This is a genomic window from Hoylesella timonensis 4401737 = DSM 22865 = JCM 15640 (assembly GCF_000455445.1).
In the GTDB taxonomy this organism is placed as follows: Bacteria; Bacteroidota; Bacteroidia; order Bacteroidales; family Bacteroidaceae; genus Prevotella; species Prevotella timonensis.
Genome location: NZ_HG417106.1, coordinates 4,153 through 26,007 on the forward strand (window position 1 = coordinate 4,153; position 21,855 = coordinate 26,007).

The 21,855-nt window shown below is 39.3% G+C and carries 22 protein-coding genes and 1 pseudogene; 5 read left to right on the top strand and 18 right to left on the bottom strand.

Translation table 11 applies throughout. The features are described 5' to 3' along the window. From BN35_RS13770 to BN35_RS14260, 8 genes and pseudogenes are all read right to left on the bottom strand, one after another. On the bottom strand, positions 1–653 hold a 653-nt coding region (locus tag BN35_RS13770; protein ID WP_036909236.1), incomplete at its 3' end, for a L,D-transpeptidase family protein. An 87-nt stretch (positions 654–740) separates the two neighbouring features. Then, entirely contained in the window at positions 741–1,091 is a 351-nt protein-coding gene (locus BN35_RS12895) for a hypothetical protein (protein WP_145992960.1), read from the bottom strand. A gap of 270 nt (positions 1,092–1,361) precedes the next feature. Beyond that, a complete protein-coding gene (locus BN35_RS12320) occupies positions 1,362–1,718 on the bottom strand; it encodes a DUF6984 family protein (RefSeq protein WP_025072803.1) in 357 nt (118 codons plus the stop codon). A gap of 110 nt (positions 1,719–1,828) precedes the next feature. Further along, entirely contained in the window at positions 1,829–2,353 is a 525-nt protein-coding gene (locus BN35_RS14250) for a hypothetical protein (protein ID WP_025072802.1), read from the bottom strand. A 631-nt stretch (positions 2,354–2,984) separates the two neighbouring features. Continuing rightward, positions 2,985–3,182 carry a hypothetical protein gene (locus BN35_RS14255; protein WP_025072800.1) on the bottom strand — a complete coding sequence of 66 codons (198 nt, stop codon included), beginning with the start codon at positions 3,180–3,182 and terminating at the stop codon, positions 2,985–2,987. Positions 3,183–3,220: 38 nt separating this feature from the next. Beyond that, complete coding sequence (locus BN35_RS12340; RefSeq protein WP_025072799.1) at positions 3,221–3,745, bottom strand: hypothetical protein; 525 nt, start codon at positions 3,743–3,745, stop codon at positions 3,221–3,223. A gap of 125 nt (positions 3,746–3,870) precedes the next feature. Next, positions 3,871–4,077, bottom strand: coding sequence for a hypothetical protein (locus tag BN35_RS13375; RefSeq protein ID WP_028901246.1), 207 nt, complete (start codon positions 4,075–4,077; stop codon positions 3,871–3,873). Between the two features lie 90 nt (positions 4,078–4,167). After that, a pseudogene (locus BN35_RS14260) lies at positions 4,168–4,356 on the bottom strand (hypothetical protein). A 193-nt stretch (positions 4,357–4,549) separates the two neighbouring features. Here BN35_RS14260 and kdsA point away from each other — a divergent pair. Genes kdsA through BN35_RS12360 form a run of 3 tightly spaced genes read left to right on the top strand, consistent with a single transcriptional unit; the run spans position 4,550 to position 7,597 of the window. After that, positions 4,550–5,308, top strand: coding sequence for a 3-deoxy-8-phosphooctulonate synthase (gene kdsA, locus BN35_RS12350; protein WP_025072797.1), 759 nt, complete (start codon positions 4,550–4,552; stop codon positions 5,306–5,308). Between the two features lie 35 nt (positions 5,309–5,343). Further along, positions 5,344–6,318: a KpsF/GutQ family sugar-phosphate isomerase gene (locus tag BN35_RS12355; RefSeq protein WP_028901247.1), complete on the top strand. Its 975-nt coding sequence runs from the start codon at positions 5,344–5,346 to the stop codon at positions 6,316–6,318. Between the two features lie 19 nt (positions 6,319–6,337). Then, positions 6,338–7,597, top strand: a complete 1,260-nt coding sequence (locus BN35_RS12360; protein ID WP_025072796.1) for a phospholipase D-like domain-containing protein — start codon at positions 6,338–6,340, stop codon at positions 7,595–7,597. A 64-nt stretch (positions 7,598–7,661) separates the two neighbouring features. On the opposite strand, the gene BN35_RS12365 is transcribed toward BN35_RS12360, so the two are convergent. The 10 genes from BN35_RS12365 to BN35_RS12410 all read right to left on the bottom strand — a co-directional run bounded on the left by BN35_RS12365 (position 7,662) and on the right by BN35_RS12410 (position 19,697). After that, entirely contained in the window at positions 7,662–8,261 is a 600-nt protein-coding gene (locus BN35_RS12365; RefSeq protein WP_231564438.1) for a helix-turn-helix transcriptional regulator, read from the bottom strand. Between the two features lie 131 nt (positions 8,262–8,392). Continuing rightward, the gene (locus BN35_RS12370; protein ID WP_044071590.1) at positions 8,393–8,725 is read right to left on the bottom strand and encodes a cupin domain-containing protein; all 333 of its coding nucleotides are present in this window, start codon (positions 8,723–8,725) and stop codon (positions 8,393–8,395) included. A 161-nt stretch (positions 8,726–8,886) separates the two neighbouring features. Continuing rightward, complete coding sequence (locus BN35_RS12375; RefSeq protein ID WP_025072793.1) at positions 8,887–10,404, bottom strand: BACON domain-containing protein; 1,518 nt, start codon at positions 10,402–10,404, stop codon at positions 8,887–8,889. Between the two features lie 25 nt (positions 10,405–10,429). Next, positions 10,430–13,699: a TonB-dependent receptor gene (locus BN35_RS12380; protein WP_028901248.1), complete on the bottom strand. Its 3,270-nt coding sequence runs from the start codon at positions 13,697–13,699 to the stop codon at positions 10,430–10,432. Positions 13,700–13,964: 265 nt separating this feature from the next. Then, on the bottom strand, positions 13,965–15,170 hold the full coding sequence (locus tag BN35_RS12385; RefSeq protein ID WP_025072792.1) for an ABC transporter permease family protein: 1,206 nt from the start codon (positions 15,168–15,170) through the stop codon (positions 13,965–13,967). After that, on the bottom strand, positions 15,167–15,811 hold the full coding sequence (locus tag BN35_RS12390) for an ATP-binding cassette domain-containing protein (protein ID WP_025072791.1): 645 nt from the start codon (positions 15,809–15,811) through the stop codon (positions 15,167–15,169). Before BN35_RS12390 ends, BN35_RS12385 begins: the two co-directional genes overlap by 4 nt. 3 nt (positions 15,812–15,814) lie before the next feature. Beyond that, complete coding sequence (locus tag BN35_RS12395) at positions 15,815–17,152, bottom strand: DUF4836 family protein (RefSeq protein ID WP_025072790.1); 1,338 nt, start codon at positions 17,150–17,152, stop codon at positions 15,815–15,817. Positions 17,153–17,167: 15 nt separating this feature from the next. Further along, on the bottom strand, positions 17,168–17,896 hold the full coding sequence (locus BN35_RS12400) for a 16S rRNA (uracil(1498)-N(3))-methyltransferase (RefSeq protein WP_025072789.1): 729 nt from the start codon (positions 17,894–17,896) through the stop codon (positions 17,168–17,170). Next, positions 17,893–18,456, bottom strand: a complete 564-nt coding sequence (locus BN35_RS12405; RefSeq protein WP_025072788.1) for a bifunctional nuclease domain-containing protein — start codon at positions 18,454–18,456, stop codon at positions 17,893–17,895. The genes BN35_RS12400 and BN35_RS12405 overlap by 4 nt, the downstream gene beginning before the upstream one ends. Then, positions 18,453–19,697: an MFS transporter gene (locus BN35_RS12410; RefSeq protein ID WP_025072787.1), complete on the bottom strand. Its 1,245-nt coding sequence runs from the start codon at positions 19,695–19,697 to the stop codon at positions 18,453–18,455. The genes BN35_RS12405 and BN35_RS12410 overlap by 4 nt, the downstream gene beginning before the upstream one ends. 386 nt (positions 19,698–20,083) lie before the next feature. On the opposite strand from BN35_RS12410, the gene BN35_RS12415 reads away from it, so the two are divergent. Both BN35_RS12415 and BN35_RS12425 read left to right on the top strand, forming a co-directional pair. Further along, positions 20,084–20,722 (top strand): hypothetical protein, encoded by a 639-nt coding sequence (locus tag BN35_RS12415; RefSeq protein ID WP_025072786.1) that lies wholly within the window; start codon positions 20,084–20,086, stop codon positions 20,720–20,722. An 833-nt stretch (positions 20,723–21,555) separates the two neighbouring features. After that, positions 21,556–21,855 (top strand): transposase (locus BN35_RS12425; RefSeq protein WP_044071592.1); only part of this gene is annotated, 300 nt, incomplete at its 3' end.

Consider the following 21,855-nt stretch of genomic DNA (forward strand, 5'->3'; position numbering starts at 1 on the left):
ATTCCTCCAATTTGGACATGGAGTTTAATTGTCAATTTTTTATTTAGAGAGTTTCTAATAAGATCTCTAGCTCTAATTAGTTGAGCTTTATTTGCCCTTAAACCTATGCATCCATTTGTTCCATTTGAACGAGCAGGATGAATTCTTATGTATTGGCGATTTCGACCCGCATGACTATCATAGAAAGGATCGGGATCAATATTGGCGGTAAATCCAACACCATTGCTTGTAAACCTCGGTTCGCTCCTGTTACTGATTGAAACAACATACCAATCTCCATCAGGAATTGTGTAACTTTTGCAGTTGGAGGCTCCACTTACTGCATTACATGAAAATACCTGTTTATCACCATAATACATCGTATGGGTGCCCTGAGACCTATATTTATTGACTAAAGTTCCAGCATACACGATCTTCGTTATTAATGTTCCTACTGAGATTCGTTTTGCAGTTACGACAACCTCTGGTAACATGTTTTGTAAATTTTGGTCTTCCTGTTGAGTGCTAATTGATGGTGGGTCATCATGCATGGCATGATTAAACAAGCCAATCGTCATCCCCTGCATCGCTCCTTGCAGAAAATCACCTCCTGTGGCCCAGGCTACCACGCCACCCATAACGGTTGTGGAAGCAATCATCAGTGCCGGATTCATGTTCACGCCCTGGGCGAAGGAGCCAATGCCAGAGGACGCTGCGCCCGAGACAAAAGCACTGGCAAAGTGATATTGCGTGCTTCATAATCATCTATGACCTTTTAAGCCGTGTTTCAACTCTACTCGCAAAGTGTCATTGGTTATTCGTTGACCATTAATTGTGATGAAGTCTGATGGCAGGATAGACAACACCAAGGGATTTACTATGGCAAGGGATATATCTTTACGTTCAAATCCTAAAGGAATAGAGAGATACTCTTCCTTTCGCAGTTTATACGTGCGAACACCCTTAAGAGGCAAGTAGTTATGAATCACTAAATTATCATCATTAGTCTGCAATTTAAGGGAGTCGTAATTCACAGTACACTCACCTTTCATATAATATTCTAAATAATAACTGCCCCGAAAATACATACAATTAATCCGTATCGTTCCCATATCTGTCTTTATACAGATAAACGGATGGGACTGTCCTTCGAATGTTAGATTATGCCATATATCGCAAGAACATAAAAAGTAAGGTAGTATTAAAACAAACAAACAATGCTTTAATTTATTACCATACAGGACGCGTATCCCACCATGGATAATAGTTGACAAAATCTTCATAATAATTCCTTTCATCGACAAAGTTTCCTTTTAATAGTAATGCGTTCAAGCCTTGAATTCCATCATTCGCTAAAAACAAATCAATTTTCACTACAGATTTTATATCTGCTGAATGTCTTCCATACTATCAACAGGAGGGATCTGATGAATTTTGGAATTATCAACCTTCCACAAATCCAACTCATAAAGCATATCCTTCAAATCTACTAAAAGATATGCTGCGACTTCAATATTATCTGTGTCATAAAATTTACAACAAGAGATTACGCGACTTCGTTTTCGAGTATATTCTTGCATATAGTCTCTTAAAAGTCCGATACTACCTATTATCTCCTTTGTGAGAGGATAGGCTGCAATATGATTTTTCCAATCACTTTCCAAATGAAAATTAGCTTTATTAGCCAAGAATGCAATGAGAGCCATTTCCTCAGAAGTTACTTTTCTGCTATTCTTCATGAATCTTTCTATATTATAAATGTATTTACCATATATTCTTTTTCTTCATAATACTGTTTTTCTTGACGGTACCGATATTGAAACGGTGTTAAAACAGTTAATTTCTACAGTTATTTTTTCTTTGGTCTCCTCAATACTATTCTCAAAGAATCAGTGAGTACTCTTTTATCATTACTCATTATGAAATTTGATGGTAAAACAAATAAGACTAAAGGCTCATAGGGTGCTTGAACTTTATCTTTACGTTCATGGCGTAATTGTACTGAAATTAAACGATTCTTTACGTGTGTATTATTTTTTTTATATGTATTTGTTGCAGAAAAGGGTAATGATTTCCCTATCTTTATATTCTTATCGCAAAATTCCAATTTTAAGGAATCGGGATTCATTACATATTCTCCTTTTAAATCAAAGAGAAGGTAATGCCAGCCACCGAAGTACATACTGCTGACCTTAACCCTACTGTCCTCCGATAAAGATATGTTATAGCTAAACTTGTTGTTATCTAACGGAAGTATGAATCCCGTATCGCAAGATATGACAGATAACATAAAAATCATGTAAAGCACAAGCCATTTAATGTGTAGCCCACCCTCTGTAACTATTGACAAAATCTTCATAATAATTCCTTTCATCGACAAAGTTTCCTTTTAATAGTAATGCGTTCAAGCCTTGAATTCCATCATTCACTAAAAACAAATCATTCAATGCACGTGACTGCCAAAGATGATGAGAGCAACAAATAGCAGTAGTAACTTGGTAAATTTCAGAGAAATGCTATTTATTCTCAAAGACCTTGTTATTTAGAACTATTAACTTCTATAATCTTATTGCTGTATTGTAATTCATCATTTGCAGTTACCACTTTTATGTCATAAAGTTTGTGTTTGCCTATATCAGCCCATGCATATTTTCTTGCATTGCTTAATTTGATTATGAATAGGTACCCTGTATGATTGCGATTAAACAATGACGAATATGTCGTTCTGCCAATAGAGTCTGGTAAAATGAGATTTCCATGAATATTCAAATACCCGAACTCGTCAATACTGGTAAAACTAGAAGATGCAGTGTCATTACTCGCTTCTAAAAAAACATCTACACTGTCAAAGCAATTATATAAAGATCCACCTATAATCAATGTGTCGCGCGTGCAATTTTTAACTTTTATGGAATGTACCGTGTCAAATCCAGGGATGCAAGATGACAGCATCTGACAAATTAAGAATGTAGACGCTATTGTTATTCGTGAAACTAATTTTATTTTTAACATAGGAGAATCTTTTTGACAGTGAAGCACTGCATAAACCTTTGCAACATCTCATCCATAACGGAGAGGATGCTCCCTAAATTGTCCGAGAAGGCAAGATAATGTCTCACCGTGCCGTTATCTCTGATGACGATAGCCATATATCTATCATTCTTCGTATTACGATTACCTAAGTACGCCAAAATCTGAGGCATCTCTGCCACATTGACACTTGTACATTCCAAAAGACTGCCTAATGTGAATTTGGTGACATACCCACAGGCCTGTAATCGAAGAAGCGATCATGGAAATCTCTCTTGGTTACAACCTGTCGGTCATAGAGTTTTCTCTCACGGATTTTATCTAATGTATAACGTTCAATTATCTGCTTTTTTATAGCATATATATAGCAAGTATCTTTAGTGTCAAATGAGTATGGACTTACCAACACAGTTGAGTCTGGCAATGCATAGAAACGTTTATCTATGATTACTTTTTTGTTATTGATATATATCTCGGTTGTGTCTGCAACCCAAGCAGGAGGCATCAAATCAATCGAATCCTCGCACCAATATATTAAATCACCAGGAGAATCTGACTCTGAAAGCTCGATATAAAGAGTGTCATTAGAACTATTCCTTATGCCAAATGAGGTCACTGTGTCTATAACGCAGGAAGTGAACATATAGGTACAAAAAACAAGAAATACACTACCATACAGGACGCGTATCCCACCATGGATAATAGTTGACAAAATCTTCATAATAATTCCTTTCATCGACAAAGTTTCCTTTTAATAGTAATGCGTTCAAGCCTTGAATTCCATCATTCGCTAAAAACAAATCATTCAATGCACGTGACTGCCAAAGATGATGAGAGCGACTATCAGCAGTTCATACGAGTTCAGAGGAAGCGTTCCTCATGCATAACGGAGAGGATGCTCCCTATATTGTCCGTGAAGGCAAGAAAAGTCCTCACCGTACCATTCTCATCCATATTGACAATATAACAACACCCCACAATGCGACTCTTCAAACAAGGATGAATGTTTTGTTTGGACACCCTGTCAGAAGCTATGAACAGGTTTAAATTCACCTTTTTTTCTATCATAATCGACAGAGTTCCATAAATTGTTAAACTCTTGTTCCGTTATCATTTGAATATCAAGTTTACAATAGTCTTTCATTGTATAATCAGAATCTATCCAAAATCCAAAATTTCTTTTATCTGCCTCAAATCCGCAACTAAGCCCTTGAACGTCCTTATTGCGTTTACACGTCCTCTCATTACTGAATTTGCAGATAATTTGAACTTGAAGCACCCACTTCTGCCTACAATATCCCCTTACCCAACAATGTGACTTGAGGCAATACACAATAACATTCCCATAAGTTGGTCAGCATTAATTATTTTGTTATGCAGTGTAGTTCCAATTTTACAAACGCTGTTTAGTGGATGTTTTTTCGATGTAAAAATATTGGTCTTCAATGAAAGAGCTGTGCGATTAGCGCAAACAAACGTTAAAGCTTTGGCTTTTATGCGTGATTTCTGTACCTTTGTAATCTAAATATCATATTATTTTATGCATCCCATTTTTATAGCAGGCCCTTGCGTCATCGAATCGTGGGAACTGCTGGAAACAGTGGCTTCAAGACTGGTTGAAATCAATCAGCGCTTGGGTACAGAGATTATCTTCAAAGCGTCGTTCGACAAGGCAAATCGAACGTCTATACACTCATTTCGGGGTCCCGGTCTCGAAAAAGGACTGCAAATGCTGGAACAGGTAAAGAAAAAGTACCACCTGCGCATCACTACCGACATTCACGAGAGCTATCAGGCAGAAGCCGCAGGACAGGTGTGCGACATCTTGCAAATCCCTGCCTTCCTCTGTCGACAAACCGACCTGTTGGTTGCAGCCGCCAAAACGGGCAAGGTGGTGAACATCAAGAAAGCCCAGTTTTTGAGCGGAAAGGACATGAAATATCCCGTTGAGAAAGTACGTGAGAGCGGTGCCAACGAGGTGTGGCTCACCGAACGTGGTAACTGTTTTGGATATAACAATTTAATTGTTGATTTTAGAAATATTCCCGACATGCTCGAACTGGTAGACACGGTCATCATGGATTGTACCCACAGCGTGCAAAGACCAAGTGCGGGTAACGGAAAGACGATTGGCGACAGGCACTTTGTACCCTCTATGGCAAAAGCAGCCAAAGCTTTTGGGGCGACAGGTTATTTCTTCGAGACACATCCCACGCCCGACGAAGGTCTTAGCGATGCAGCCAACATGATAGCGCTCGACCAACTTGAGTTGATTATACAAGACTTGTTGAAAGCATAAACCATTCTGACACCAAGAGGAAACGATATTAGGATATGGACGAGAATACGAACAACTTACTGAAACAGACGAAAGATTTTGCTGCACAATGTATCAAGGATGAAGCCCAAGCGTTGTTAGAACTCATCCCACAGTTAGATGAACACTTTGAAAAGGCAGTCGAACTGATGTTCAACTGCAAAGGAAAAATCATTGTAACGGGGGTAGGAAAAAGTGGTCATATCGGTGCAAAGATAGCCGCAACATTGTCTTCGACAGGCACTCCGGCGTTCTTTATCAATCCGTTGGATGTCTATCACGGTGATTTGGGAGTGATGACACCCGACGATGTGGTGTTGGCTTTGAGCAATAGCGGACAGACAGACGAGCTGTTGCGCTTTCTGCCCATGGTGCTACACATGAAAGTACCCGTGGTATCTATCAGCAGAAACGCCCACTCCTTACTGGCTAAATATTCCACAACCCATATTCTTTGCTCGGTGAAGAAAGAGGCTTGTCCGCTGAACTTGGCACCAACCAGTAGTACTACAGCAACACTTGCCATGGGTGACGCATTGGCAATTGCCTTAATGAAGGTAAGAAAATTCAAGCCAAAGGATTTTGCGCAGTTTCACCCAGGAGGTGAATTGGGTAAACGATTGCTCACCACAGCCGCAGATGTGATGCGTTCGGACAATCTTCCTATCATTCCCAAGGAGATGCATCTTGGTGATGCTATAATTCATGTAAGCAAAGGCAAATTGGGATTGGGTGTGTCGTTAGAGAACGAACAAGTAGTGGGCTTGATTACAGATGGCGACATCAGGCGAGCCATGGAGAAATGGCAAGCGCAGTTTTTCGACAAAACGGTGAGCGATATCATGACAACAAATCCGAAAACCGTAGCGCCCAGTACAAAAATAACGGAAATACAACGAATCATGCATCAGTATAAGATACATACTGTGTTGGTAGTGGACGAAGCAAACCATTTATTAGGAATAGTAGACCACTATTCGTGCATGATTTAGTAAGACAAGGTAAGAAAATTTGAGGACAGTTTTATTTATTCTAAGTATAGCTTTTTGTGTCACCACAAGAGCACAATCATCCGACTCCATCATTGCTCAAGCGTTGTGCAAGGAAGGCGTTACATTCACACACGATAACAAGGTAACCCTTTTGACCAATGGACAAGAAAAGTTTGATGATCTGTTCAAAGCCATTGAACAAGCCAAAAGTAGTGTACACCTCGAATACTTTAACTTCAGAAACGACTCGATAGCAAGCCTTTTATTTCAACTTCTTGAGCGAAAGGCAAGTGAAGGAGTTGAGGTGAGGGCACTTTTTGATGCCTTTGGAAATGCCTCGAATAACCGTCCCTTAAAGAAGCGACACATCGACTCCATACGTGCAAAGGGCATCGAGATTTATAAATTTGATCCTATTACCTTCCCTTGGGTGAATCATGCACTAAGTAGAGATCATCGAAAAATTGTGGTGATTGATGGCGAAGTGGGTTACACTGGGGGAATGAACGTGGCTGATTATTATATAAAAGGTACGAAACAAGTTGGAAAATGGAACGATATGCACTGTCGCATCGAAGGACTTGCGGTAAACACTTTGCAAAGTATTTTCCTAAAAATGTGGAACAAAACGGCAAAACAAAACGTACACGGTTCCAAGTATTACAGAGGACACAGAAGTCGAGATTACATAGAGGGCTTAAACCCCGACACTTGTGACTCTGCTGGGCATAAAACAGTTGGGATGATCAATCGTGAACCAAGAATAAGTAACAAAATCATTCGGGACTTTTATGTTGAGGCAATCAATGCTGCTCGTGACAGTTTGAAGATTATCAACCCCTACTTCACGCTCAATCGTGGCATCAAAAAAGCGCTGAGAAATGCAATTCACCGTGGTGTGAAAGTAGAAATCATGCTTTCTACCAGTAGCGACATCCCCTTGACCCCCGATTGCGGATTTTATAATGCGCATCAACTCATGAAGCAAGGGGCAAGGGTATGGATGTTTACCGATGGGTTTCACCATACAAAGGTGATGACGGTGGATGGAAAATTCTGTACGGTAGGGAGTGCCAACCTTAATGCGAGAAGTTTAAGGTATGACTATGAGAACAATGCCGTTATCCTTGATCGGTGTACAACGAAACAATTAGACAATCTTTTTGACCGAGACAAGAAATACAGTTTTCTGTTGACGCCAAAGAGTTGGGATGAGTTTAGGAGTCCATGGCAGAAATTTCGAGGTTGGTTTGCACATTTGTTAGCTCCTTTCTTGTAATCACAAACTTAACTGAAATGCCCAAAAATAGGTCTGCAAGCAAATCTGTACAGACGCTGAACCATTATATATTGTTGATGTCTACATACCCATGCGTTACGGCGTAAATGGTTAAAGCAGAGACACTCTTCACCCCTAATTTCTCCATGATATTTTTGCGGTGGGTAATAACCGTTGTCATTCCGATATTTAATCGATCGGCTATTTCCTTGTTGATATAGCCTTGCACTATTAAAGACAACACTTCTATTTCACGGTCAGACAGGACTTTTTTCTTTAGCACTTTGGGTAAAGGTGGAAGGTGTTGCCCCGTACCATGCGCATGCTGTTCGAGCATGAGAACAGAGCGAACAAGTTCATCCTCTGGAACATTCACACAAATGCTATGAAACCCCGTTAGTTGGGTCATTGGATCATTAGAAGTGGTAAGGACAATGGTCTTTCTACGTCGGTCAAGGAAAAAGCCCCTATTTTCTAAAACAATGCTCACCGATACAAAATAGTGAAAGAAAGAATCAGGAAAGTTTTGACTCAATTCATCAAAGGAATTGAAAGTAGATACTTCCATAATTGGAAACACATCCTGCAATATTTGCTGTAATCCTAAAATTGCAAGCGTATTGGAATCGATAATCGCAATTTGAGGACGCCCGTTTTTTATCATTTGTTTCTCCATAGCAACGGCAAAGTTACCATTTCTTTTTGGGTTCTCGATAGAATTTTATCAACAATTAGTAATGCGAGGCATAAAAATGACACTATCATTAGCATACCTCGAGAGCAACTCAATGCCAATTAGTGATGCTCTGGAACGATGGCAAAATATTTCACATCAGTACTCGTGAGATTTTCCATATAGTGCTGGTGTCCCATCGGACAGTAATGTACCTGACCTGCATGCACAGTTTCAATCTCTTGATAGTAATGAAAGGTCAATGTTCCGTCCAACACATAAATAATTTCACAGTTCTGTTCGTGTGTATGTAGTCCTGAACTTGCTCCTGGCTTCAGTGTAGAGAGCATTATTTTGCACTTATCGTCTGCAAAACTTTTCGTTCTTAATTCTCCTACTCCACCCTTAAAGCCCTGAATGACCTGTTCTTTAATCTGTTCGAAATCGATAACCATAGTCTATTTTTTTGATTTTTATTGGTCATACAAAAGTATATAAAATATAGAAAAATACAAAATCAATGGAAGAAAAACTCAGGATTGTGGGTACAGATTAAAATAGGTGCATCCTTTTGAGAATGCACCTATATAAGTTTGTAACAGAATAAAGTCAGCGATTACTTGGCTGATTCGTGTTTGTAGTAAACGCCATTAGCCAATTGTGCCGTACCTTTGAAAGTTGATTTTGTGGCGATGACCGTAAGTTTGTCGCCTACCTTGAGTCCAAGTTTACCAACAGCCCCCTTACGAGCATCGTCAGTTGCACCATAACCTGGGTAGCATCCATATAGATAGATTTCGCTATCTCCATCTTTCAATGTCATGTTGCCGTAATCAGCATTCTTTATTTCTTTAATTGTACCTGTCACCAAATAATGAACTTCTTTGCTATCCGACTTTTTCAGCACATCTGCAATGGTAATAGGCGTAACGTGTTTAACATTTTCCAAAGCTCCTTTGACCATCTGTGGGGTTCCTTTGTATTCGCCACGCTTACCCACAACGGTGATGATGTCGCCTTCTTTAACATCCTTGCCTTTGAATCCATGCAGTCCATAAACATAGACTTCGCCAGAAAAATCTTTCAGATAAACGTTGCCATACTCTGCATTTTTTATCTTAGTGACAATGCCAGTTAGTCTATATTGTGTTTCACCCACAGGTGCAGCAAGGAAGTTGGCTACAGATGCCTTTACGATAGCTCCCAACTGCACAATGGTAGCTGAAGAGGTATAATCTTTCTTTCCGTCTGTGGTATGGAAGATAATCTTGCAATGGCGGTCTCCACCTGTATTAGCAGTTGCCATGAACTTGACAACGGCATTAGTACCTCTCGACTGAATGGAAGAGATAGCGAGCCAAGATTTTGCCGATTCGGGTATTTCTACCGATACACCTTGTCCCTTACAAGTGAGATGAACGGTCGTTTCGCCTCCACCAACGGCTATTGTGTCGTTAAAGACGGAGTCGACTTTTATCAAAGACTTAACGATATTGAGTACATCAACATCTACTAACTCTATGGTTGAGCCATAAATCTTTTTAGGTCCTTCTACCGTGACTTCATCACCCACTTCAATTCCAAGACTTGCAAAATTCTTCTTATTACCTTTATTGTCTTTCGTGCCATAAATCAAAATCTCTCCCGTCTTGTCTTTAAGAATCCAGTTGCCATAGAGCGTATTGCTGATAGAAGATACAATACCTTTCACTCGATAGGTCTTGCCGACAGGACCAGCAAGCACATTAGCGACGGTTACGACTTCTTTCTTTGACAAGCCCTGAATGACATTCACGTATTGAGTCTCGCCAGCACAATGGATAAGTACTTGTGCAGAGCGTCCATCCAAAGCCTTTTCGGCTTTGAAAGTGAGCACCTCATTACCCTCATTGTCTTTGCCCTTCGTGATAGAAAGCCATTTAACAGAGTCTGTTTTGGTGACGACTTTTTCCATCGTCCAATCCGTTGATGCTTTCACGATGATAGCAGATTCTCCACCTTCAACAGGTATCGACACATAAGAGGAGGAAACCTGAACTGCATCTAACAGTGTGATGTCTTTATTGTCTTCACAGCTGGTGAACCCAAGAGCTATAAAGGCAACGAATGTAAGAAAAATATATTTTAGTTTCATGTTTTCAATTTTTCAACTATATGAATTAATTAAATGTATATTTAATACCAATGGAGGCATACCAGCACTGTCCGAGAGAGTAACTTGGTGTGAAGGTTTCGGTATTGCCTTGTATGGACGAAGGAGTTGAGTAAGTGGCATAACCTTCTTTGTCTACACCTTCGAATTTAAGGATTCGTGCTTCAGCACCAATAGCAGGATTCAAATACTTTGCTACACCCCAACTGGAGTTGAAAAGATTCATGAGATTCTTGACGTCACAACTGAGTTGCAGTTTGTGTTTGGTGTTACCAATGTTAACTTTGAAATCGTGCTTATAACTAAAGTCGATGCGGTGAACCCATGGAGAATACAGACTGTAAGCCTCTGCATATTCGCCCTGATGCTTTTTGAGATAGTTATTGTTATGCACATAATCCATGAAACGGGTCTTATCATCTTCAGAAACAAATCTGAAATCATTGTTCGCTACTTGTTCATCGGTAGGAATGTATAGGGCATCGTAATTATATCCGTCGCTATTGATATCATTCACCGTCATGTAAGAGTAGTTGGCTCCGCCTCGCCATGCCTCGTAGAAGAAACCATAGTGGTTGCCACTCTTGTCATGAATGGTTGCAGATGCCATTAAGCGATCGGGAGTAACATACTGTGAATTGTGCAAACGAATGTGGTTAGGTCCTTCAACCGTAGGAACATAGGTAAATGCTGACTCAGGATTAGAACCAGGCATACCTGTTACGTTTTTAGACACCGTGTGCGTATAAGCAGCTGTGAAATCCAACCACTCGTTAGGTTGAGTGTTCAATGTAATGTTTCCTATCCAGCCATATCCACGACTGGTATTCTCAAGAACGAAGGCACTGGTGTTGGTATGATATCCTGTGGGATAAATAGGTCGGTTGTCTACGCCATTGAAGCGTGCAAAGCCTCCTACTGAAGGAATGCTCCAATCAGAGATAGAGGTCTCGTTAATAGATTTGTTGAAAATTAATTCGCCTGTCAGCGTGGTAGGGAAAGGAATCGGGAGTTGGTAATCAACTGCAATGGAAGTTTTCCATACCTGTGGCATCTTAAAATCAGAAGCGATTCCAGCCACTGACGAAGGCACTACACCATCTTCAGGTTTGATTGTTGTGGGATAACCTAAAGAAGCCAACTTATCGTAAAGAGCTGATAGTGTGGCTCTCCCCTCTCCGTCTGTTACCAATCCACCTGCAAACTGTGTCATGTCAAAACCTCGTTTGGCAGCAATGCCTGCATTGATGTGTGCATTGTATTGCACCATACCACCATTGGTTGGCATGTTGGTAAAGAATACAAGTGGCAGATTTCCTGCAAACAGTCCTGTACCGCCACGTACTTTCAGCGTCTTATTACCCAAAACATCCCAGCTGAATCCAACACGTGGAGAGAATATCCAGTTGGCATTAGGCCACTTGCCAGTGTCAAGGTGTCGACCATTAAAGTCTAAGTCATTGATTGCTTTATTGGCAATCAAATCTTTGTTATCGAAAACCAAATTATCAATGCGCAATCCGTATGTCAACTTAAAGTTATCGGTCATTGACCATTCGTCTTGTGCATAGAGACTGTACTTGTTGGTACGTACACGAGCTGCGGGGGCTTTTTCGCCATCATAACCGTAGGTAAGGTTCACAATTTCAGGTGTACCTCCATTCAGAAAATCATCTAAAGAAGTATAGCGATAATATCCCGTACCATTACGCATATAAGAGTTATCAGCCATTTTATATTCATAAGCCAAGCCTCCTATTATCTTATGTTTGCCCAAGTAATAGGTCAACTCATCTTTCACGTTCCATACATTATTATGAACAGCATTGTTCCAAGTAAACAACTCGTATCCAAGCGACAAATAAGCTTGTCCATCTTTAAGGATATCTATGAAGGGGAATTCACTTGAATTAGTACCACGAACATCATCCAATTTAGAATAGGTAGCCAATAATTGGTTTGATAAGTTTTCTGATAATCTACTATTCAAATCAAACGAGAACGAATGCACCAAGTTATCCATGGAATACATCGAATTAGCATAAGCCATAGACGCTTTTGACAAGCGAGCTTCTGACATACGTGTACCACCGTCCATAGAAGAAGCATTAGGAGAAATCCAGTTTTGATTCTTTGTATAGTTATAACGCAAAGCCAAACGATGTTGGTCGGTAATGTTCCAATCGATACGTGCCAACAGCTTATAATTATTCTTGTCGGCAGGGAAATCGGTGTAAGAACCTGTGTCATAGCCATATTTGTTTTTGACAAAGTCTGACACTGTCTGCAAATCCTTCAAAGATGTACGAGAGATAAAGTTGTCAGGGTCTGCAATGCCCTTAGCAGAACCTCTCCAACGGTTCACTATCGTAGGGATGTTAATAGCCTCGGCATTAACAAAGAAGAACAATTTATTCTTAAGAATTGGACCTCCGAGCGTAAAACCGTAGGTAGTCTTCTGATCCTTTTCGCGAGCTCCAGATATTTGTTGCCTTTTTACAGCGTCTCCTCTAAGGTTCTCGTTTTCATGATATACATATGCCGTTCCTTGAAACTGGTTGTTACCAGATTTGGTAATTGCGTTAACACCACCACCAATAAAGTTTGTTTGTCGCACATCGTATGGTGCAACAACCACTTGTAACTCTTCGATAGCCTCTATTGAAATAGGATTTCCTCCACCAGGAAGTGAGGGACTCAAACCAAAATTGTTATTGAAGTTGGCACCGTCTACCGTAAAGTTCGCAGTACGACCGTCTACACCTCCAAAGCTCATACCGTTGCCGCCATAAGGAGACAAGCGTGTGATATCAGTAATACTTCGGCTTACTGTCGGCAAATTTGCTATCTGCGACTTGTTGATGTTGGTAGAAGCACCAGTCTTTTCGGCAGCAAACTTCGAAGCCGTAGCACTTACAACAACCTCTCCTAACAGTGCTGCATCCTCAGAGAGCTCAACATTCAGGTTGTAAACTTCGGCCAATTGTAACTTAATGCCCGTGTAAGTCTTAGTTTGATAACCAACATAACTTACTGTTACCTTGTATGGTCCGCCTGTACGCATACCTTGAATATTGAAACGACCATCTACATTCGTCACTGCTCCATAACGCGTTCCAGAAGGTTCGTGAACCGCTTGAATGGTAGCACCGACGAGTTGTTCACCCGTTCCCTTAAGTGTAACCTTACCATTCATGGAAGAAGTTGTAACCTGAGCCATGATAGAATGACAAACTATCATCATCATGCTCACCAGAAAAAGAATTCTTTTCTGCATTTTGTTTGATAAATTTTAATGAATAATGCGGTAAAATATCGTGTAATACAGATTACGATTGCAAATTTAGCTAAAAATATCGATAAAGTTGTTACGTTTTTATTAAAATGTATGCAACTGAGAATTTATCGACATTTATTGATATTATTCACATTGAAAGAATGTTGTTGCTTGTTTTACCACTTGTCTTAGAACTTAACAATTCAAAGAGTTACACAGCAGCAAGAATCAAATATTGAGGATCATACGCATTCCACAAATGTATTCAATGAACTGTATTGCTCTTCCAGATAGATGCCATCTTATTTCGAATAATCCAACTGTTAATGGCTGTGACGCCAAATAATAGAACTACGCCCAATAAGCAAGTTGGACCAAGACCGCCATTATCAAGACTGGGCAACAGATTATACAATACATCCATGTACAAGGGGCGAACGATTGCTAAAATTCCTATCGCAAGTACGAACACAAGTCCATGAAGTGACAAGGTCAGAAGCTGATAAGGTTGTGCAACTTGTGATGGACTATATCCTATGAGCATCAAATTTTGTAGCTTAGAAGTATTTTTTTGTACCAAAAGATAAATGCTTAACATCAAAATATAAAAGCTCAATACGGATATGATTAATCCTATCATCATCACTATCACTACAATCAGGCGAAAGAAATAAGCCATCTTTTCTGCAGAAGAATTGCTGTTTTCTACTTCATATCCTTTTTTTTCTAAGTATTGTGAGAATTGTGTATCTGTGGGATTCGCTACATCTACGATGAGTCGATTAGGTTCATTTTGAGGAGTTGATGAGAATCTTTGGTTACTCCACACCATAAAACTTTCTGGAACCAAAATGGTACTGAGTTGGCTGGAGAAGCCTATCACCTTTCCTTTTAGTGTTTGTTCTTGTCCATTTCCACGGATATGGATTTGTACATCAAGCATACCCACTAAACCTTCAGAAATCTTTGGCAGCGAATGATTTCTTGCATAGCCGAAATTATACATCGCCAAATACGATTTAGGGAATATGATAGGCACGATATCGTCTTTACCATCATACTTCCATTCTGATAAAGGAACATTTACAAAAGCGTCTGGAATACTTTCAAAAAAGAACTCGGAGTCAAAGAGACGATTTCCTTGAACATCCATACTTACCTCTGATTGATAATTAGCTGAATGAAAGGAACCCACTTTTTGTATAAATGGTTGTTGAGAAAGATGATTTATTTCTGATGAGGAAAAATTGTTTGTCCTACCACTAAACGATGTGTTGGTATCTATACGTTTACTGATAACGAGATAATCGCTCTTCATGAAACTGTCTTTATCTTGGAAGAAAGGCAAAACATCACGGTAGAATTGATAGCCAAACAACACTATAAACATCCCAAAAAGACTTGCAAAAAAGAATCCAACAAATTGTGGGATACTCATATTCTGCTTCAACAGTTTCCAAACTAACTTCATAATCGTATCATCTTATCGTATAAAGCAGGCATGTGTTTACCGATACTGGTAATAATGACACCTGCTCCTTGCTTGTTTACTTCTGTCATCATGAGGTCTTGCATCACCTTCGCATTCATATCGTCAAGATGACTAATGGGTTCATCTGCCAACAAGAAGTCGAAAGGCTGAACTAAGGCACGCATCATTGCCACTCGCTGCTGTTGTCCAAAAGACATTTTAGAGACTTGAACATTCGTCTTGTCTGCAATACCTAATGCTTCGAACCAGCCCATTATCTCGCTCTTCGATTTATACTTGGTCATGTTATTCTTAATCTCAACATTCTCCCAAGCCGTCAATTCAGGAAATAGTCGAAGTTCTTGAAACATATAACTGATATGATGTCTTCGAATATCTATCCAATGACGAATATTGAAACTGCTAATGTCCTGTTGATCAAACAAGATACAGCCAGCATAATCGTGTCTATACCCTATTACATAACTGCAAAAAGTACTTTTTCCTTTGCCTGAATGTGCTTCAATCAGGTAATTCTTACCTTTCTCTAAGGTGATATGTTTGTTCCAAACTTCGGATTGTAAGCCTTCCGTTTTTTCAAAAACGTGTGGCATTACATGGTCAAAAAGAATCGATTCCACGAGTTAATTGAGTTTATACACGAGGGTATGTATGTTTCCAAAAACAGGCCTGAGCAAATCTGTTATCATGCTAAGCCTTTCGTTGCGATAATCCCTCACATTGATAATCATCACCATCTTTTCACCCTTTATCTGATGGAGTATTGAACTCTCAAACGGATGATTGGATGCCTTTATTGAATTGGATGCCTCTTGCGGAGTTGCTCCACTGTAAAATTGCAGACTGTCAGTAACACCAAAGAAAAATCTTGTTTTGCCATTCGTATATACAAAAGCATGCTTGTTCCAATCTGTTAGCTTCCCACCCGCAGGAACAGACTGCTTCCAGTAATCTACATCTGCCAACCATTTGGAATGTGCTAATTGAGCCGCCATCGAGATACTGATGTTTTGCTGCTCATATTGAGGAATCACCACACTCATATCTCCGTTGACACTTCGAATAATGTTATCTAAATCAATGGCTTGATTGATTCCAGTCAGTAGCACTTGTAAGCTTTTATTATTCTGCAATATGGGTAAAAACTGCTTTCCATCTACGTTAACAAACATTCCAAACAATGCTGTATCTGGCATTGCTTCTATGTATTTGCCTTGAATAGGACGATAAATCTTTTTCGACTCTTGTATCGTTTGGTTAATACGCTTATTCCACGAAAACGGTGAACCTTCTACATACCAACATCCCTTCTCTACTTTCATCTTGGCAGCTATCAAGACATCTGTTGTCGTTGCATCCTTTGGAGCTCCAAGCATCAAAGGGGCAATGATTTTATCGGGCAAGGCTTGTGCTTGTGCCACTAACGTCATAGGACTGTCCAAAGAGTCTAAAACTTGGTATATCGGCGACGCCAAGATACTTTCTTCTTCGTCTTGTTGCAAGTATTTGGCAATGGTGGCTTTCGCTTCTTCTTGCTTCGTCAGTGGAATAGGTCCCATGATTAACAACGACTGCTTGTTATATCCCACCATCCACGAATCACGAATTGTAGAAAAGAACGCATCCCTAAATGAAGCGGATTCGCTCCCCATACGTTGGAGCATCGTTGATATTTTGTCAGCATTATCCACTTTGGCGCAAATACCAAGATTTCCATCAGGAGATGTAAAAAGATAAATCTTTTGCGTGAAGTCTATTCCACTCTCATCAAGATTTTTCATCTTGAGAATGGTTCTGAGAAGTGTTTTATTATTGATGCCACTCATCTGGTTGGCATCAAAAGATACCAATGCTGTAGACTCCTTAGGAATGGCTTGCTGATAGCTTTCATTGGCACATCCTGTGAATAACAACACAGAGAAGATGATTGCTACTAAAGAATAGGTGTAAGAGAATTTCATTGTAGAAATAAAAGTTTATGGGTAACAACGTCTAAACATTTGGGTCATCGCAACTGCCATCAGTCCAGCGGTTTCAGTGCGAAGTCGGTTTTTCCCAAGTGAGATTGATTCAAACCCTGCTTGTTCGGCTAATTTCACTTCATCAACAGAGAAGTCACCTTCAGGACCTACCAAGATAGTTATATCGTCATCGTCTGTCATTTGGTGGAGCGTAGTGAGCAAATCTTTGCGTTCAATCTCTGGGTAGCAGTGTGCGATATAGCGATGTCCATTGGTTTGATGATGAATAAAATTCTTATACGAAACCATTGGATTAACAATTGGCTTCCAAGGTTTTCTACTTTGTTTCATTGCTGCTATCACAATCTTCTCTAACCGGATTGGACGTATCTGTTTGCGTTCAGAAAATTGACAATTCAAGAACGTGATTTCATCAAATCCTATCTCTGTCATCTTCTCAACCATCCATTCTATACGCTCCATCGTCTTGGTAGGTGCAATTGCCAAATGTATATGTCCACGCCAGCTTTTTTGTTGCGGTAGAGTTTCCTGTATTTCATAGAAGCAATGCTTGGTTGAAGCAATCGTAACTATTGCTCGATAAAAATTTCCAACGCCATCCATGAGAAACATCTCATCTCCACTCGATAGTCTTAGTACGCGTAATGCGTGGAGTGCTTCACTTGTAGGAAGTTCGTTGACGTGGTCGGCATCAGGAACAAAAAAATACCTAACTTCTTTCATTTTTTGTCATCTGTATCAAGTAAATTGCGTCTTTTCATTTCGTCTCTCAAGTGTGATGCCATTTCGTAATTTTCTTCTTCAATGGCTTTATTTAATGCTTTTCTCAGCATATCATCAGTCAGCGTGTTGAGAGGAATAGACATCCCTTTAGAATCCTTCTTAAAAGCAACACTTTGTTTCTTCATCAAATTCTCATCCATATAAATGGGCGTTTTACTAATCAAGGAGAGCAACAAAGCATCGCTCACCCTTATCGTATAAGGCTCAAATGTCGAATTGTTCATCAACAAACACCGATATTGACCATCTATCACATCATGGATAAGAATTTCAAAGTCAGCAGTTGTTTCATTCCGCACTACGTGCCATAGCACCTCTGGCAATAACAAAGGTGTAATAGGGATATTTTGTATTCGCAACTGCAACTGGTACAACATCTGATAGTCGCAAGGAATAGCGATTTGGCGTTGCTCATTTTCATCTACAAGTACCACCAATCCCACATCCTTGTTACCCACTATTTCTGTCACACTTTTAACAGTTAGCCGTATTTTATTCATACTTTCACTTCTTTTTTAGGTCTAAACATGAAACCAAAGCAAATACCTACTACCAAAGCATAGCCTGCAAAAATATACCAGCATATAGGCCAATCTGTCACGCCATTCACCGTATGCGAAGTAACGACAGCTTGAGCAGCAAACGAACCTGCCGTGGCACCTATTCCATTGGTCATCAACATAAACAATCCCTGTGCACTGGAACGAAGAGAGTGTGGTGTAGCTTGGTCTACATATAGCGACCCACTTATATTAAAGAAGTCAAATGCCACACCATATATTATCATGGAGAGTAAAAACATCCACACGCCACTCCCTGGATTACCTAAACCGAGTAAACCAAATCTGAGTACCCAAGCAAACATCGCTATCAACATCACGTTCTTGATGCCATACCTTTTCATAAAGAAAGGAATCATTAAAATACACAGCGTCTCACTCACTTGCGACAAAGAATATAAGATGACAGGGTATTTTACACCAAACGAATCAGCATAGGCTGGTATCGATTTGAAACTTTCTATAAAGGGAGTGGCAAAACCGTTGGTTATCTGCAAACTTACTCCTAATAACATGGAGAAGATAAAGAAGATAGCCATGTGCTTATCCTTAAATAAGGAGAAAGCGCGCAACCCAAAAGCATCCACCAAAGAGGTAGCCTCATGATGCTTACTGACAGGACAATTAGGTAAGGTAAAGGTATATAAGAAAAGGAGTACACTCAAAACCCCACTCACCACAAATTGGTTTTGGTTGCTCTTAAATCCCATGATATCTACAAACCACATGGCACAAATAAATCCAATAGTGCCAAAGGTACGAATGGGTGGAAAATCTTTAATCGTATCCATCCTTGCTTGTGTCAGCGCAGTGTATGCTACCGAGTTGGATAAGGCTAAGGTCGGCATATAAAACGCTACACTCAATGAATACAATGTAAAGAGAACACCAAACTCTGCCGCACTACCTTGCATATATCCATAATAAGCAGCACCAAACATAAACAACCCCGCAAGCAAATGACACACCCCCAAAAGTCGTTGTGCGGGTATCCACCTGTCGGCAATGATACCCATCAATGCAGGCATAAATATAGACACGATGCCCTGCATGGCGAAAAAGATTCCGATATTTGACGCCATTCCAATATTCGTCAAATAAATGCCCATACAGGTAAGATATGATCCCCAAACGGCGAACTCCAAAAAGTTCATGGCCGCCAAACGCACTTTTAAGTTCATGGTTGACTCTTTTCGTTGTTTTATTGATGATGCAAGCCGAAGACAAACAAGCTCTGCTTGATTTAATACAAAGGTACGCTAATTGTAACAACTCACAAAATAAATGAGTATTTTTTAAGTCTCATCTCACGACTCTTGCTCAAAATAAAATAAATGCCAGACCAAGAAAAATATTGGGATTCAGAATATCAAGTGAGACTTTTTTCGTAAGTTTGCAAACGTAGTTGAATTTTGAAGTGGAATCTACCCAACACTTTGACAGTTAAAGATGCAAGATTGGTGGGTATTTATAAAACGCTTGATAAAAAAAAATCATGATTACGTAGTAACCAATGTTCGTTTCAGCAAATAGTAATTGCAAACCAATCAATAAATTAACATTCTCTATGAAGAAACTACTTATTTTACTTCTCATCTGGAGTATTCTTCCTGTCGTTGCTCAAAGTAATAAAGATTTTAATAATTATATCAGTCATTTTATGCCATATGAGCAAAAAGAATTTAATGCTTATTTTTTCACCAAAGACAGTGTGGAAATTAACAAAAATACCGTGTCCAAATATCTTCCAAAGAAACTAAACTGTAATTGTACAACAAAAGGTTTATGGTATAGGTATGGTCGGAGAATACCTTCAAACAAATATGTTATTGTATTTGTTTCGAAGTTATGTGATATTCCGCATATCAATGAATATCCTTATGCTGAAGACGTTTTGTTGGTGTACTCAAAAACAGGGAAACTAATTGATTTTGCAACTATTTCACATGGTAGCGATATTCATGCTGTGGAATTTTTTGGAACCATTCATCCGTTCAAGTTAATAGTAGAACAAGGCGTGATGAATAATCCTAACGATATGAACAAAGTGGAATCGCCTCATTGTACTATTCAAATCTATGAATATACCATAGGTGAAAATGGAAAAATTAATAAGAGAATTGTCCAAAAGAACATATCTGGTCGTATGGTATATTCTAAAGAAAGAATTTTCTGTAAATTTATAACTAATTGTTTGACAGAGTGATATATTATTTATACCTTAACATAACCCTCCAGCACGTCCCCATCAAGAGAAGAATCGAAATAAAGTCTTAAAAAAACTTTGTGAAGTTACAAAATTCTAACTATAACATTAACTTTGATCATTACGGAGTTCAATATTTTATAAACTTATCTTAATAACTTTGTAAAAAGTAAAATTTGACGCATCTATTCCCAACTTCCACTTAAGGAGTTGGCAGCTAAGCATAAGAATCGTAGATCACAAGAAAAAAACGCAACACAATAAAATCTGAAACGAGACAGCATCACTTGTACCAAGATTTTTGTTTAATGATTATTTAATGAGCATCTATGTATAAAATTATAGCAAGTTTATATCGTTATAACATGAGGGGATTTAATAAGAGTATCCCGTATTTTGCTACACTAAGCAACATCCTCGTACTTTTTATATTTATTTACTTTCTAATAATATGTTTATTAGATACCAAGAGTATATTTGATATTTGGCATGCAGACTCGAAAGGAGAAATGTATCTAATAGGTGCACTTTTAGTTGTACCTTTATATTCTTTGGCGTGGTTTTTATTTCCTGAACGAAAAATGAAAGAACACGAGGCGTTACTGACAAAGAAAGAATATCGATTGGGATTATTCTTTTATGTTTTCTTGGTAATATTCCTGATGGTTCTTTTATTTATTGTCGCTAAGGCAAGGGTATAAAGAAGGATTTAAAGTTTGTAAGCATCACACCGTGCATCCTTTCCAACTATTCACGCTGTTACACCCTGAGACCTCTGCAAAACTCATTGTTCAAAGTTTGCTCATTTCATCATATTTTTGTACCTTTATAGTATGAAACAACGTCCTTCTTCTCCGAGTTTTGCTGACCTAATAGTTGGTCATCGTAAGGTTAAACAGACCTTTTTCTTTCAAATTGATCAGATAATCGACTGGAATCCCATTCGTGGACTTATTGAAATTGCTTACACCAAAGGCAACCGTCCCACTGGTCGTCCAAGCTATGACAGCCTTGTGTTGTTCAAGACCGAACTTCTTCGTACATGGTATGGCTTGAGTGACGGCGAGGTCGAAGAGCAGGTAAATGACCGTCTGTCCTTCAGTCGCTTTGTTGGTTTAGGATTGGATGACTGC